This is a genomic window from Rhizobium sp. KDH_Rht_773_N (genome assembly GCF_052946295.1).
The window spans coordinates 578647-592227 of sequence record NZ_JBRFNB010000002.1 but is presented as its reverse complement, the minus strand read 5'-3'; the positions used below and the strand labels follow the sequence as shown (position 1 = coordinate 592227).

The window sequence follows — 13581 nt, the reverse complement described above, 5'->3', positions numbered from 1 at the left end:
GAAACAGATGTCATGAGCGGCCACATCCTTGCCATCGACCAGGGCACGACATCGTCGCGGGCGATCGTTTTCGACCCTCGGATGAACATCGTCTCGTCGGCGCAGACGGAGATCACCCAGCATTTCCCGCAGACCGGCTGGGTGGAGCACGACGCCGACGAAATCTGGGATACGGTGCTTTCGACGGCGCGCGATGCGCTGGCAAGGAGCGGCACGGCACCGGGCGCAATCGCCGCCGTCGGCATCACCAACCAGCGCGAGACGACCGTCGTCTGGGAAAGAGCCACCGGCCGGCCGCTCCACAAGGCGATCGTCTGGCAGGACCGGCGTACGGCGGAAATGTGCGACCGGCTGAAGGTCGACGGTTATGAAAAGCTCTTTACCGCCAAGACCGGCCTGCTTCTCGATCCCTATTTCTCCGGAACGAAGCTGCGCTGGCTGCTGGACAATGTCGAGGGACTGCGCGCCCGCGCCGAGGCCGGCGAAGTCTGTTTCGGCACGATCGACAGCTGGATCATCTACAAGCTGACAGGCGGGCGGGCGCATGTCACCGACGCCACCAACGCCTCGCGAACCCTCATCTACAATATTGCCGAGAACGACTGGGATGACGAACTGCTCGAGATCCTGCGCATCCCCCGGGCGCTGCTGCCCGAGGTCAGGGATTGTGCCGACGATTTCGGCACCGTCGATCCCGCTATTTTCGGTGCGGCCATCCCGATCCTCGGCGTTGCCGGCGATCAGCAGGCGGCAACGATCGGCAATGCCTGTTTCGAACCGGGCATGGTGAAATCCACCTATGGAACCGGCTGTTTTGCGCTGCTGAATACGGGTGACGATCTGGTGCGCTCGAAGAACCGGTTGCTCACCACCATCGCCTATCGCCTGGACGGCAGGACGACCTATGCGCTGGAAGGTTCGATCTTCATCGCCGGGGCGGCCGTACAATGGCTGCGCGACGGTCTCGGCATCATCGACAAGGCATCGGAAACCGGTGCGCTGGCCGACAAGGCCGATCCGCAGCAGCGTGTCTATATCGTGCCCGCCTTCACGGGCCTCGGCGCTCCCTACTGGGATCCGGAGGCGCGCGGCGCGATCTTCGGCCTGACGCGCAACAGCGGCCCGGCGGAACTGGCGCGTGCGGTCCTGGAATCCGTCGCCTACCAGACGCTCGATCTTCTCGTCGCCATGAGAAGCGATTGGGGCGACCATCCGATCGAAACGGTTCTGCGCGTCGATGGCGGCATGTCGGCTTCCGAATGGACGATGCAACACCTTGCCAACATTCTCTCCAGCCCCGTCGATCGCGCGGCCACGCTCGAGACGACGGCGCTGGGCGCAGCCTGGCTTGCCGGATCGAAGGCTGGTGTCTGGCCGGGACAGGAGGCGTTTGCCCGCGCCTGGGCGCGCGACCGGAGCTTTGAGCCCGATATGGCTGATGTCGACCGGCAGGCAAGGATCGTCGGTTGGCGCAACGCGGTTGCGCGCACGCTCAGCACGGTGACCTGACGGGGGCGGACCACCACCGTGAAAAGAGCCGGGCGGTGTCAGGCCGCCCGGCTCAGAGATCGGTCTGCATCCAGCCTCAAGCGTCGAGCCGGTTCTGCGTCTGCCGGTCGAAGAAATGCACTTTCGGGGTCGCGAAGGAGAGTTTGACGCGCTGCTCGGGTGCAAGGTTGACGCGTTCGCGCACGACCCAGGTCAGCTCCTTGCCCTCGACTTCGACGGCGACATGGGTTTCCGAGCCAGTCGGCTCGATCACCTTCACGACGGCATCGACACCCTCGTCGCCGCCGAGCGATATATCTTCCGGGCGGATGCCCAGTGTCAGCGGCCTGCCGGCGGAATTTCCGGGCGCCTGCGAGAGCTTGACGCGGGCGCCGCCGGCCAGAGCGAGGCTCGGCCCGCTGCCCGCCTCAAGCGTGCCCTCGAGGAAATTCATGGCCGGCGAGCCGAGGAAGCCGGCGACGAAGATGTTGCGTGGCCGGTCGTAGAGTTCGAGCGGGCTGCCGATCTGCTCGACCCGTCCGCCCTGCAGCACGACGATCTTGTCGGCCATGGTCATGGCCTCGATCTGGTCATGCGTGACATAGACGATCGTCGTCTTCAGGCGCTGGTGCAGCGCCTTGATCTCCGCCCGCATCTTGACGCGCAGCTTGGCGTCGAGGTTCGACAGCGGCTCGTCGAAGAGGAAGACCTTCGGATCGCGAACGATGGCGCGGCCCATGGCGACGCGCTGGCGCTGGCCGCCGGAAAGCTGCGCCGGCTTGCGTTCCAGAAGCGGCTGCAGGCCGAGGATGGCGGCGGCCTCCGCCACCTTCCTGTCGATTTCCGGCCGCTTGGCGCCGGCAAGCTCCAGCGCAAAGCCCATGTTCTGGGCGACCGTCATCTGCGGATAGAGCGCGTAGTTCTGGAAGACCATCGCGATGTTGCGGTCCTTCGGCTGCAGATTGTTGACGACGCGCCCGTCGATGCTGATCTTGCCGGCGCTGATATCTTCAAGGCCGGCGATCATGCGCAACAGCGTGGACTTGCCGCAGCCGGACGGGCCGACGAGGATGACGAATTCGCCATCGGCAATATCGACATCGATGCCGTGGATGATGTCGACTGCGCCGAAGGATTTCTTGACGTTCTGGATGCTCAGGCCGGACATGGGGGCTCCTTCTTCCTAGCGCTTTCTGCGCACGCGCAGCGCCTGGTGCGGCTTGCGCGGCAGTTTGACGCCGAAAGCTGCGTCGGGCTTGCCGCCGCGCACGATGGCGCCATGGCGGGTGGGGTGGGGCACGGGAGCGGCGACCTTTTCGGCCGGGGTGATCGTCATCTCCCAGGTGTCGATGATATCGACATCGTAATTGTCGTCGTCGAGCGGCAGGCCGGACGACCAGATGACCGGCTGGTGCTCGCCGAGATAGATCAGCCGGAAATCGCCGTCGCCGTCCCGCGCGCCCGAGACGCGCGACCAGGGCCACTCGCCAAGGATGCCGAGCGGCTCCAGTCCGTGCCTGACATCGGCTTCGAGCAAGTCACGCAGGAAGCCGATGCGCTTCCAGGCCTCGCCGCGCAACTCGCCGCCCTTGGCCCACCAGATCAGGTCCTCGGGATGCGAATAGGTTTCGCCATGGCCGGCATAACCGCCGCGCGCCACGGTGATCCAGTAGCGGTGCACCAGTTCCCGGGCAGACAGATTGCCCCAGGACTGCAGGATATCGCCTTCATATTCCGGCTCGTCGTTGACGACGGGCTTGCCATAGGCGTTGCGCCATTCCTGCGTGCGCTTGACGTCGGGGTTCTGGATGCAGGTATGCGTCACCCAGGGCTTGCGATGGTCGAAATTCGCGGTCACGTCGCCATTATGGATCGAGCGCAGGTGCTGGTAGGGATCGTTTTCCTCCAGAATGTGGAAATAGCGGTCCCATTGCTCCATCGGCTTGGTGTCGATCAGGAAATCATATTCGTTGGCAAGCGACCACCAGACGTTCCGGTAGGCCGAAAGCCGCGCCGCCAGATAGGCGACATAGCGGAAATCCTGCTCAGCCGACATGTCGGCATAGCCCCAGCGGTCATAGGGGTGGAAGATGATGATGTCGGCCTCGATGCCGAGCGCGCAAAGGGCGGCCACCTGCCGGTCGAAATGCTGGAAGAGAGCCGGGTTCGGCCGGTCGAAATCGGGCTTGCCATCGGCTCCCGTTTCGAAACAGGCGTGCAGCGGTTCGTTGGTATTATAGGGATAGTCCTTCGGGAAGACGCCCATGCGGATCTTGTTGAAACGCGTCTTCTTCAGGGTCTCCAGCGTCTGCCTCTGCATCTCCAGCGGCTGGTGCGTCCAGGCGTAGCAGGTCGTGCCGAAGGAGAAGAAGGGCGTGCCGTCGGCATAGCCGAAATGGAACTTGTTGCGCACCCGCACCGGGCCGTGATTGCCGGCGGACGGCGCCGTTGCCACGAACGAACCCGTCTTGCCGTCGAGCGCGGCTGTCTTCGAGCGCGTCCTGAAGGACCATTCGCCCTCGACATCCGGCATGAAGCGGATGCGGTAGGTGCCGTTGCCGTCGTAAAAGCCCGGCACGCGGACCTTGCGGCTCTTGTGCGCGAACACGGCATCGAATGCCACGTCGAGATAGGGATTGCCCTCGGCGGGACCGGCAAAGGCCACTTCGAACACGCCCCATTTTTCGACTGCTGCATCGGACATATGTCTCTCCTCGTAGAATGAATTGCGCGGGTCAGCCCTTCACGGCGCCGGAGGTCAGTCCGGACACGAAGTAGCGCTGGAACATCAGGTAGACGATCGTTGCCGGAAGCACGGTCATCACGATCGCGGCGTTGAGCTGCCCGTAATTGCTGGAAAACTGCCCCTGGAACGACATGAGGCCGAGCGGCAGGGTCCACATGTGCTGGTCCTGCAGGAGGACGAGCGCCATGGCGAATTCATTCCAGGTGGAAACGAAGTCGAGGATCAGCAGCGCGGCGAGAACCGGCAGGCAGACGGGCAGGAAGATGCGCCTGAAAATCGTGAAATGGGTGGCGCCGTCGATCAGCGCCGCTTCCGAAAGCTCCTTCGGAATGCCCTTGAAGAAACCGTGCAGGATGAAGACCTGGTAGGGAACGCCGAAGGCGATATAGGGCAGGATGACGCCGGGATAGGTATCGATGAGCCCGAAGGAATTCACCAGCGTGAAGAGGGGAGCCAGCATCACCTGGAAGGGGATCATCGTGCCGAAGACGACGAGCAGGAGCAGCGCCTTGCTGATCCTGAGCTTGATCTTGGCGATCGCGTAGGCCGCCATCGCCGACAGCGCCAGGCCGAGCGGTACCTTGATGACGGTGATGATGACGCTGTTGAAGAAGGAGCTGGCGAAATTGCCCCGGCTCCAGGCGTCGGTATAGTTCTGGAAGGCCAGTTCGGTCGGCGGCATGAAGGCGCCGGTGCTGGTCACGGCCGCCGGTGTCTTCAGCGACGTGAAGACGATGAAGACGAAGGGTGCCACCCAGATGAGCGCCACGAGGATGAGGGCGATCCACAGGCCGATGAGGATGGGATCGCGCTTCAGGCGAAGGGGCTTCGTATCGATGTCGATATCGTTGGCTTGAGCGCCGAGAACTGTCACGATTCGACCTCCTCATGCTTTTGCGTCCAGCGCAGATAGGGGATGACGATCGCCATGGTGATCAGGAGCAGCACGACCGAGATGGCGGCGCCGCGGCCGAAATCGAAGATCTGCATGGCCTGCGTGAAGGCCCAGAGCGCCAGCATCTGCGTCGATTGGGCGGGGCCGCCGCCGGTCAGGCCGTAGACGATATCGAAGGCTTTCAGCGACGAAATGATCGACAGGACGAGCACGATGGTGATGGTCGGGCGCAGCGCCGGCAGTGTGACGTGCTTGAAGACGGCCCAGCGGCCGGCACCGTCGATACGGGCTGCCTCGACCAGCGTCTGCGACACGTTCTGAAGGCCGGCGAGGAACAGCACCATCGAGAAACCGACGGTCTGCCAGAGATAGGCGACGAAGACGGAATAGAGCGCGATGTCCTTGTTGCCGAGCCAGTCCTTGATCCAGGTCTGCATGCCCCAGGAGGTGAGCATCTGGCTGAACAGGCCGAAGAAGGGATCGTACATCCACTTCCACATGGTGGCGACGGCAATCGGCGCGATGATGACCGGCAGGTAGAAGATGGCTCTGAGCCCATTGCGGCCGAAGATCTTCTGGTTGAGGCTGAGCGCCAGCAGAAGCCCGAGGAGCGGCGGGAAGACGAGGCTCATCAGCGTCCAGATCACGGTGTTCCTGAAGGCGACCCAGAAGACCGGATCGCGCGTGAAGATCGCCTGATAGTTGGCAAAGCCGACAAAGGGCCGCTGCGGGTCGAGCCCGTTCCATTTCTGGAAGCTCAAAACGACGACGTTGACCATCGGGTAGAGCGCGAAGATCGCGTAGATTGCGAGCGCGGGCACGAGCAGCATGAAGGCCTGCACGCGCGGATCATGCGTTGTTTGGCGCAAGGACATTCTCACCTCCGGGGGCAGGGTATCCCCTGCCGGTCTTGCGGATGCGGCGCCAGCCGACCGACACGGGTGTCGGCCAGCCGGCGTCTCGGGAGGGGTCAGGTTCTGCCGGCGATGAAGGCCTGCATCTGCTTGGCGGCCTCGGCCGGCTCGATGCTGCCGGAGGCGACATCGTTGATGACGCGGAAATATTCCGTCGTCACGTCAAGCGGGAAGGCCTGGTCGCCGTTCATGTAGATCTTGTCGTAGGTCTTGAAGATATCCAGCCACTCGGCTTCCAGGGGCTTCTGGTTGGTGTACTGGACGTTCTTGTTGACCGAGATCGAGCTGATCTGGCCGACGAGATCCTGCTGCACCTTCGTCGACAGGAAATAGTCGATGAACTTCGCAGCCATGTCCGGGTTCTTGGTCTTGGTGCTGATGTAATTGTACTCGGCGAAGCCGTAGAGCCGGTTGGTATTGGTCGGGAAGGGGAAGATCCCGTAATCGTCCAGATTGGCGCCGCTGCCGGAGAGCTGGCCGACCAGCCAGTCGCCTTCGAGCATCATTGCCGCACGGCCGGCGGTGAAGAGGCTATAGGACTGCTTGTTGTCGATGCCCATGAAAGGCTGCAGCGTATAGTCCTTCGTCCACTTGGCGAATTCGGCGAAACTGTCGGTGGCGCAGGGTTCCTTCGTCCAGTCGAGCTTCATCAGCTTCAGCTGGTCGTGCTTTTCGGCGCCGCACTTGGTTTCGAGAATGACGTCCATCAGGCGCATGACGTGCCAGTTGACGGTGCCGCCGAAGGTGAAGGCCGGGATGCCGGCTGCCTTGAGTTTGTCGGCCGCCGCCAAAAGATCCTCATAGGTCTTCGGCTCCTCTGTGATGCCGGCCTGCTGGAAGAGCTTCTTGTTGTAGTAGACGGCCTCGCCCTTGAAGGTGAATGGCGTGCCGTGCTTGCCGCCCGGATAGAGATCGGCAAAGGCGGCTGCCGAGGGAAGCAGCTCGTCGTTCCATTTGTATTCGGTGTAATACTTGTCGAGCGGCAGCGACAGGCCCGCCTTCACATATTCGCCGCCGAGGCCAAGGCCTGCCCAGCTGAAATAGATATCGGGGCCGCGGTTGGAGCCGGCCGCCACACGCAGCGCCGTCTTGTGCTCGTCGACGGCGCGCTGGACGATCTCGATATGCGTTCCGGGATTTGCCGCTTCGAAGTCGCTGGCAACCTTCTTCAGCGCCACATTGGCGGCATTGTTGTCGAAGTTCAGCGTCCAGAGCGTGATGTCCTCGGCCTTGACGGGCGTGACCGCAACAGCCGCGACAGCGATGGCGGCCATGCATGAAGACTTCAATTTTGCAGAAAGCGTCAGCATTGCGTCCTCCTCTTGTAAGCTGGCGCCCTTCTTGCAGTATGATCATTTACATGTCAACTGGTATGATGAGCTAACCATGGCGATCATACTCAGAATTTGCCCGCAGGCGAAAAAGCGGATGCAAAATGAAACCGCCGGCCAGATAGCCGGCGGTCCCTGTCGTCCGAGAGGCGGATGGCGTTATTTCTTCTCATTCAGCCTGGCGACGAACACATCGCCGAATTGCGGAGCCGACATCGGCTGCTGAGCGGTGATCAGCTCCCGGTCGACAATGACATTGCTGTGCCAGTTGGCCACCGTGTCGACATGCGCGCCCGCCTCGGCAAGGGCGTTGACCGGGTAAAACTGGACATTGCCGCCGAGACCGGCGGGGCCTTCCAAGGCCTGTTCTTCGCCGGTCGAGAAAATCGTCGCGCGATATCCGGCATAGGGCCAGCCGGCAGCAAGCGAATTTGCCTTGCCGTCATTTGCGATCATCGATGCAACGAAAGCCTGCGGATCCGGCAGCGCCGACAGAAGGACGATCGGGCCGTGACAGATGATGCCGGTCGGCCGGGCCGTGTCATGGAAGCTCACGAGGATCTTTCCAAGGTTCCGGTCCTTCAGGAGGTCGGCCATCGGCGCGTGGCCGCCCGGGATGAAGAGACCGACGTAATCGCTGGTTCCTTCCTTCACCACCTGCTCGAGCGTCTTGGGATGCTTGAGCTGTTCGATGGTCCTTGCGTAGTCCAGTGCTGCGGCGCGCGCCGCATCGTCGCCGCCGAAGAACATCTTATTGTTGGAATTATTGTCCATGACGGGCAGATCGCCCTTCGGATTGGCGATGACCGGTTCGTAGCCGGCATCGACGAGCTTGCGATAGGGAACCACGAATTCGTTGAGGTAGTAGCCGGTCTCGTATGTCTTGCCGTCGCGAAGATCGAGTTCATGCGCGCTCGACATCACGACGAGAACCTTGCCGCGAGATTGGGCCGAAGCGAGGCTCGGGGATGCAATTGCAGCGACCATGGCGACAGCCGCCGCACCGATGGTGAGGAGATTCATTGTCTTCTTCCCTTTGTCCTGACGGTCGTTTCAGATCGCGTAGCGCGGTGCCGGCTTTGAATTGCCGAAATTCGGCGCGAAGGCGCGGCGGTCGGCTTCCCAGCGAAGCCACTGATCGCCGTCATGCAGCGGCGGGATCGTCACCAGTTCGCCCTGGTCGAGACCGCTGAGTGCGGCATCGACCAGATCTTCGGCCGACATGGTCGTGGGCTTGGCCTTCTGTGCCGCGTAGCCGGCAACATCCCAAAAATCGGTGGCGGTCGCGGCCGGAAGGACGGTTTGCACCCTGACGCCCTTGTCTGCCAGGTCGCGCTGCAGGGCATGGCCGAAGCTGAGGACATAGGATTTGGAAGCGCTGTAGACGCCGTTCAGGGCTTCGACGGCAATGCCGACGGCGGAGCTGATGTTGATGATGGTTCCGGCGCCGCGTGCCACGAAGCCCGGCGCGGCCGCATAGGTCAGGCGCGTCAGCGCCGTGATATTCAGTTCGATCATCGCTTCCATTTCATCGACATTGTCCTGCAGAACGGATGCGACCGAGCCGACGCCGGCATTGTTGACGAGCACGGTGATCGTGGCGTCCTTGCGAAGGATATGTTCGATCCTGGCAAGCTCGGCCTTGTTGGCGAGATCGGCTGCGACTGTCGTAATCGTCCGACCGGTTTCCTTGCCCAGCTTCTCGGCAAGCGTGTCGAGGCGCTGTGCGTTGCGGGCAACGATGATCAGGTCGTATCCGCGCTTTGCGAGACGGTCGGCGTAGATTGCGCCGATGCCGCTCGATGCGCCGGTGATGAGGGCCGTGCCCTTGAACTGCGTTGATGTCATGGGGCTTTCTCCTGGTTCTCTGCCGACACCTCGTCGGCGATGTCCCGGATACTGAGCTCGAAAATTCATATCCTCAATGACATAGATGCAAGGATTTCGGACATGCGGCTCGGCTCTTGCAACCAGCCCCCGCGATGGCTTATTTTCATCATAAGCAACGTTTCTAGTCGCCGCTTCCGGAGCTGACATGCACACCGTCGGATTGATCGTTTACCCGAATTTTCAATCACTTGGCCTCGCCGTCACCACTGTCTTCGAATACGCCAATCTCAACAGCAAGGAAAAGGCCTATGAGCTGACGATCGTGTCCGAGCATGGCGGTCCGGTGCGCACCTCGGAGGGCTTCTCGGTCAATACCGAGCCGCTTGGCGACGGCGGGTTCGACACGTTGATCGTCACCGGAGACAATGATTGCCGTCTTCCCTCCCAGACCCTGATCGAGTTTCTGAAGCGCGCGCCGGAACGGTCCAGGCGTATCGCCTCGGTCTGCACCGGTGCCTTCGTGCTGGCTGCGGCAGGACTGCTCGAGGGCAGGCGCGCGACCACGCATTGGGCGCATGTCCGCACATTTGAAAGCAGCTATCCGAACGTCACTCTCGATGAGGACAGGATCTTCGTCGTCGATGGCCAGATCTGGACCTCCGCCGGGATGAGCGCCGGCATCGATCTGGCGCTTGCCATCGTCGAGAGGGATCTCGGTTTGGAAACGGCGCGCGCCATCGCCCGCAAAATGGTGATCTATCAGCGCCGTGGCGGGGGCCAATCGCAGTTTTCCGTGCTTCTGGATATGGATCCGAAATCGGATCGTGTTCAGATGGCCCTTTCCTTTGCCAGGGAAAACCTGGCGAACGAACTTTCCATCGAAACGCTTGCGGAAGCCGCCCGTTTGAGCCCCCGGCAGTTCAGCCGCGTTTTCCGCGAGGAAACGGGCCAGACGCCGGCCAAGGCGATCGAACGCCTGCGTGTGGAGGCGGCGCGGCTCATGATGGAAACCAGCCGCCATCCGATCGAGGTGATTGCGCGCGAAACGGGTTTCGGCGACCGCGAGCGCATGCGGCAGGCCTTTTTGCGGGCCTTCGGCCAATCGCCGCAGGCGATCCAGCGGGCTTCAGGAATGGTCGAGGCGGCAGCCTGACGGATTTTCGTTCGGCCAAAGGTCCCTTCGGCTCAGGAGGCTTTGAGGATTTCCCGGCGTGTCTCCTTCAGCGCTCGACTCACCGCCTGCGGCGGCTAGCCAAGGACACGAATGAATGGGCGGCGCATGCGTTCGCGGTCGGCGAAGCCCGTCTCGTAGGCGACGGTCTCAACCGTATGGCGGCCAGCCTCCAGCATCAGGCGTGCGGCTTCGGCAAGCTCGTCCAGCGACAGCACGCTCTTGAGATTGGACCGGGCATAGGTGCGAGCGTTCTGGATCCGGTCTGACTTCGGCTCAAGCTCAAGCAGCTGCTGTTGCCCAACGGTCTGCAGGACGTGCCCGAGCACGCTAGGTGGTGAGTTCGATCGACGCCGTCTCGAAGGGCGTCAACGTCACGCTGTTGTCGCGCAACGCGGCTGCGAAGCCGATATCGACGCGTTGCTCGTCTGCCGTAAGATTGACCATATGCAGCCTCGCGCCGGACTGGAAGGCCAGCAGGCGCGCGGGATGTGACGAGATGCAGCTCAGCCAGGACGAGCCGGCAAGACCCGACAATAGCTTGACGGTATTGAAGATTGGCCGGGTGCTTCCTTCGGCGGCCGGCTCTCCCTTGCCGGCAACGAGGCCGAAGGGGCCGGTGAGCGCCGCAAGCGTCAGGCATTCGAGGTTGGCATCGAGCACGCGGATCGCATAACCCAGCGCGAAGGCCTCCGCGAAACGGCCATTGTGGCGCGGATCGCGGTTTGCCATCGGAATGCGGCCGCCGGCGGGATTGTCCATGGTGCGGCTGCCGTAGGGGTTCTGCCGCATGGGAATGGTCGAGGGGCCGATCCGGTAGGGCTTGTCGCCGTAGATGGCACGCACCGAGCCGGTGATGATGGGCAGCGCCTCCAGCGTCTGCATGACGCTCAGATCATCGGCGGCATGGACGATCGGGTTGGTGCAGTGGCTGACGAAGCCGAGGCGGTCGGCCGGCACGCGCTTGCGGTTGAGCTCGGTGAAATAGCTCAGCATGCCGCCGCCGATGCGGATGCCGGCAAAAGCCTCGTGGGCGGCGGCATAGACCTCTTCGAGCGGCGGGCATTCCGGCCATTTGCTGCCGGGCGGCGTCGATTGCCGATCGATGGAAGGGGAGATCAAGATCGCGTCCGGGCGGAAGCCGGCAGCTTGCATCTGCCTTGCGATTTCAGCCGTTTCGGCGGCCGGCGCCTGCCTGCACGGCAGGGCGATTTCCAGCGTCGAGCCGCCGCGGTGAAGGGCCGCGACGGCAGCGAAATCCTTCAGTGCCTGCGTGCCGTGGCCGGCATCCGGATCGAAGTGGAAAAGCAGCTCCTGCGGCGCGATTTCGCAAAGCAGGTCGCGGGCCGCAAGCACGGCCCGGGCTTCTTCAGGCGTGACGATCAGGCCGATGGCCGGCATGGTTCCGCCTTGGTCACCCGGTTCGAGCCGGATATTGCCCGCCGCCGCACCGCCGGTTACCGTCTGTCCGCTTCTGATGTCCTTGAGGGACAGGACGATCCTCTGCCGCACCGGTTCGTTTGCCGCGATCCGGTAGGGCCAGGGAAGCGCCAGCGGGCGCACATAGGTCTTGTAGGAAGCGTCCGACCAGTTGCGCTGGTCTTCCATCTCGAACGTGTCGCCTTCCATGCGGCATTCGGCCGAAACGCCGGGGACCACCTGATGGGTGATCGCGCGCATGTCCTTGAAGGGCTGCCAGGGGTCGATCCGGTCGGGAAAACGCGTCTCCACGACGCGGCCGTCGACATGTTCGACCTTCGCCGGCCTTCCGGCAATGCCGACGATCGGATGCAGGATGCAGAAGCCGCAGCGATTGGTCTCGAAACCGCCCGGCGAAAGCGCTGTCGCCTCGAAGGCCAGCTCATGCTCCGTCGCGACAATCCCCACGGAAACGGCAAGGCTGGAGCCGTCAGGTCCCTCGCAACGGGCGACATAACGGACGGAGAAGCTGTCTTTCGCCTGCTCGACGAAAGGGTCCCTTATTGCAGGGCTATAGGTGCCCCAGTCGCGGTCGCGCACCAGGTAGGAGACGGCGCGCAGCACCTCGACGCCGTCGTAGCGGATCGTGCGCAGGTTGCCGTTGGCGAGATCGGCCGAGAGGCGCCCGGCAGTCAGGCGGACCGGATGCTCTTCGGCCTCATGCGTGCCGTAGAGGGCGAAGGCGTCCGTGCTCATTTCAGCATCGCCTCCACATCGATCGTCCTGCCGGATGCGGCGCTGTCATAGGCGGCTTCGACAAGGGCGAAGGTCTTGAGGTTGTCGGCGCCCGACGTTGCCGGCTCGCCGCCGTTCTTCAGCCGGTCGACCCAATGTTTCTGGATCGCGTAGACGCTTTCCTGAATATTGTGCCAGGGCCGCGATGCCCAGGAAAGCAGCTGCGGCGAGGCGTCGGAGACGATTGTGCCGGCTGCGTTGGTGACTTCCAGCCGGTAGCCGGCCGAAAGGCGGATCGTTCCATCCGTGCCGTCGAGTTCGATCAGCGTTTCCGGGAAAGGCTCGTTGCCGAGCTTCGTCGCGTAGCTGACATCGACGATGGAGGTCGCGCCGCTTTCGTGGTCGAGCAGGATCGTCGCCACATCCTCGCCCTTGATCCTGGGATTGACGCGTCTGGTGCGGGCCGTCAGCGTTTTCACGTCGCCGAGGATGAATCGAGCGATGTCGAGCGTGTGGATGCCGAGATCCTCGATGATGAAACGTTCGCCTTCGGCGAGATAGGGCTGGCCGGAAAACACGTCATAGCCGGAGCGGAAGGAGAACCGGCCCCAGAAGGGTATGCCGATCGCCTTGTCGTCGAGCAGCCGTCGGACAGCCTGGATCGGTGTCTGCCAGCGGAAGTTCTCGTGTACCATCAGCGCGATACCGGCTGTCCGGCAGGCCTCCACCATTGCCTTGGCATCGGCAAGCGTCCGGGCAAAAGGCTTCTGGCAGATGGCGGGGACCTTGTGGCCGGCGGCCAATTCCACCAATGCCCGATGGCTCTGGACCGTGGTGGCGATATCGACGAAATCGAAGCCGCCATCGGCAAACATGGCGGCAGCATCCGTGTAGCGCCTGTCGATGCCGAACTGTTCGCCGACGATCTTCAGGCGTTCCGGGTCACGGTCGCAGATCGCCACGATCGCGGCACCGTCCACGTCCTTCCATGCGTGCATCTGGTTGATCGCAAAGAAGCCGCAACCGATCAAGGCACCTTTCAAACCAGCCAT

Annotated in this window: 11 protein-coding genes and 1 pseudogene; 2 read left to right on the top strand and 10 right to left on the bottom strand. The window is 62.8% G+C overall.

Features of this window, described 5'->3' with window-relative positions; translation table 11 throughout:
* Positions 1–12 precede the first annotated feature (12 nt).
* Positions 13–1509, top strand: coding sequence for a glycerol kinase GlpK (gene glpK / locus ACU8HS_RS24680; RefSeq protein WP_112753186.1), 1497 nt, complete (start codon positions 13–15; stop codon positions 1507–1509).
* 76 nt (positions 1510–1585) lie between these two features.
* Here the strand turns inward: glpK and ACU8HS_RS24675 are convergent, their stop codons facing one another.
* The 7 genes from ACU8HS_RS24675 to ACU8HS_RS24645 all read right to left on the bottom strand — a co-directional run bounded on the left by ACU8HS_RS24675 (position 1586) and on the right by ACU8HS_RS24645 (position 9222).
* Positions 1586–2656, bottom strand: coding sequence for a sn-glycerol-3-phosphate ABC transporter ATP-binding protein UgpC (locus ACU8HS_RS24675; protein WP_112571322.1), 1071 nt, complete (start codon positions 2654–2656; stop codon positions 1586–1588).
* A gap of 15 nt (positions 2657–2671) precedes the next feature.
* The gene (locus ACU8HS_RS24670; protein WP_447016408.1) at positions 2672–4192 is read right to left on the bottom strand and encodes a DUF5060 domain-containing protein; all 1521 of its coding nucleotides are present in this window, start codon (positions 4190–4192) and stop codon (positions 2672–2674) included.
* A 31-nt stretch (positions 4193–4223) separates the two neighbouring features.
* Positions 4224–5108, bottom strand: coding sequence for a carbohydrate ABC transporter permease (locus ACU8HS_RS24665; RefSeq protein ID WP_447016407.1), 885 nt, complete (start codon positions 5106–5108; stop codon positions 4224–4226).
* A complete protein-coding gene (locus ACU8HS_RS24660; protein WP_447016406.1) occupies positions 5105–6004 on the bottom strand; it encodes a carbohydrate ABC transporter permease in 900 nt (299 codons plus the stop codon). The genes ACU8HS_RS24665 and ACU8HS_RS24660 overlap by 4 nt, the downstream gene beginning before the upstream one ends.
* A 95-nt stretch (positions 6005–6099) precedes the next feature.
* Positions 6100–7353, bottom strand: a complete 1254-nt coding sequence (locus tag ACU8HS_RS24655; RefSeq protein ID WP_112702987.1) for an extracellular solute-binding protein — start codon at positions 7351–7353, stop codon at positions 6100–6102.
* 180 nt (positions 7354–7533) lie between these two features.
* On the bottom strand, positions 7534–8397 hold the full coding sequence (locus tag ACU8HS_RS24650; RefSeq protein ID WP_112571313.1) for a type 1 glutamine amidotransferase domain-containing protein: 864 nt from the start codon (positions 8395–8397) through the stop codon (positions 7534–7536).
* Between the two features lie 30 nt (positions 8398–8427).
* Entirely contained in the window at positions 8428–9222 is a 795-nt protein-coding gene (locus ACU8HS_RS24645; RefSeq protein WP_447016405.1) for an SDR family NAD(P)-dependent oxidoreductase, read from the bottom strand.
* A gap of 187 nt (positions 9223–9409) precedes the next feature.
* Here ACU8HS_RS24645 and ACU8HS_RS24640 point away from each other — a divergent pair, with 187 nt between their 5' ends.
* Positions 9410–10357 carry a GlxA family transcriptional regulator gene (locus ACU8HS_RS24640; RefSeq protein ID WP_447016404.1) on the top strand — a complete coding sequence of 316 codons (948 nt, stop codon included), beginning with the start codon at positions 9410–9412 and terminating at the stop codon, positions 10355–10357.
* A 95-nt stretch (positions 10358–10452) separates the two neighbouring features.
* Here the strand turns inward: ACU8HS_RS24640 and ACU8HS_RS24635 are convergent.
* From ACU8HS_RS24635 to ACU8HS_RS24625, 3 genes and pseudogenes are all read right to left on the bottom strand, one after another.
* Positions 10453–10677 (bottom strand): annotated as a pseudogene (locus tag ACU8HS_RS24635) (GlxA family transcriptional regulator); the annotation flags it as partial.
* Between the two features lie 28 nt (positions 10678–10705).
* The gene (gene apnL, locus ACU8HS_RS24630; protein ID WP_447016403.1) at positions 10706–12550 is read right to left on the bottom strand and encodes a D-apionate lactonase; all 1845 of its coding nucleotides are present in this window, start codon (positions 12548–12550) and stop codon (positions 10706–10708) included.
* On the bottom strand, positions 12547–13581 hold the full coding sequence (locus tag ACU8HS_RS24625; RefSeq protein ID WP_447016402.1) for a Gfo/Idh/MocA family protein: 1035 nt from the start codon (positions 13579–13581) through the stop codon (positions 12547–12549). Before ACU8HS_RS24625 ends, apnL begins: the two co-directional genes overlap by 4 nt.

Excerpts from the sequence above, each read along its gene's own strand:
- glpK (WP_112753186.1), top strand. The coding sequence starts at position 13 with ATGAGCGGCCACATCCTTGCCATCGACCAGGGCACGACATCGTCGCGG.
- ACU8HS_RS24675 (WP_112571322.1), bottom strand. The coding sequence starts at position 2,656 with ATGTCCGGCCTGAGCATCCAGAACGTCAAGAAATCCTTCGGCGCAGTC.
- ACU8HS_RS24670 (WP_447016408.1), bottom strand. The coding sequence starts at position 4,192 with ATGTCCGATGCAGCAGTCGAAAAATGGGGCGTGTTCGAAGTGGCCTTT.
- ACU8HS_RS24660 (WP_447016406.1), bottom strand. The coding sequence starts at position 6,004 with ATGTCCTTGCGCCAAACAACGCATGATCCGCGCGTGCAGGCCTTCATG.
- ACU8HS_RS24655 (WP_112702987.1), bottom strand. The coding sequence starts at position 7,353 with ATGCTGACGCTTTCTGCAAAATTGAAGTCTTCATGCATGGCCGCCATC.
- ACU8HS_RS24650 (WP_112571313.1), bottom strand. The coding sequence starts at position 8,397 with ATGAATCTCCTCACCATCGGTGCGGCGGCTGTCGCCATGGTCGCTGCA.
- ACU8HS_RS24645 (WP_447016405.1), bottom strand. The coding sequence starts at position 9,222 with ATGACATCAACGCAGTTCAAGGGCACGGCCCTCATCACCGGCGCATCG.
- ACU8HS_RS24640 (WP_447016404.1), top strand. The coding sequence starts at position 9,410 with ATGCACACCGTCGGATTGATCGTTTACCCGAATTTTCAATCACTTGGC.
- apnL (WP_447016403.1), bottom strand. The coding sequence starts at position 12,550 with ATGAGCACGGACGCCTTCGCCCTCTACGGCACGCATGAGGCCGAAGAG.
- ACU8HS_RS24625 (WP_447016402.1), bottom strand. The coding sequence starts at position 13,581 with ATGGCTGGTTTGAAAGGTGCCTTGATCGGTTGCGGCTTCTTTGCGATC.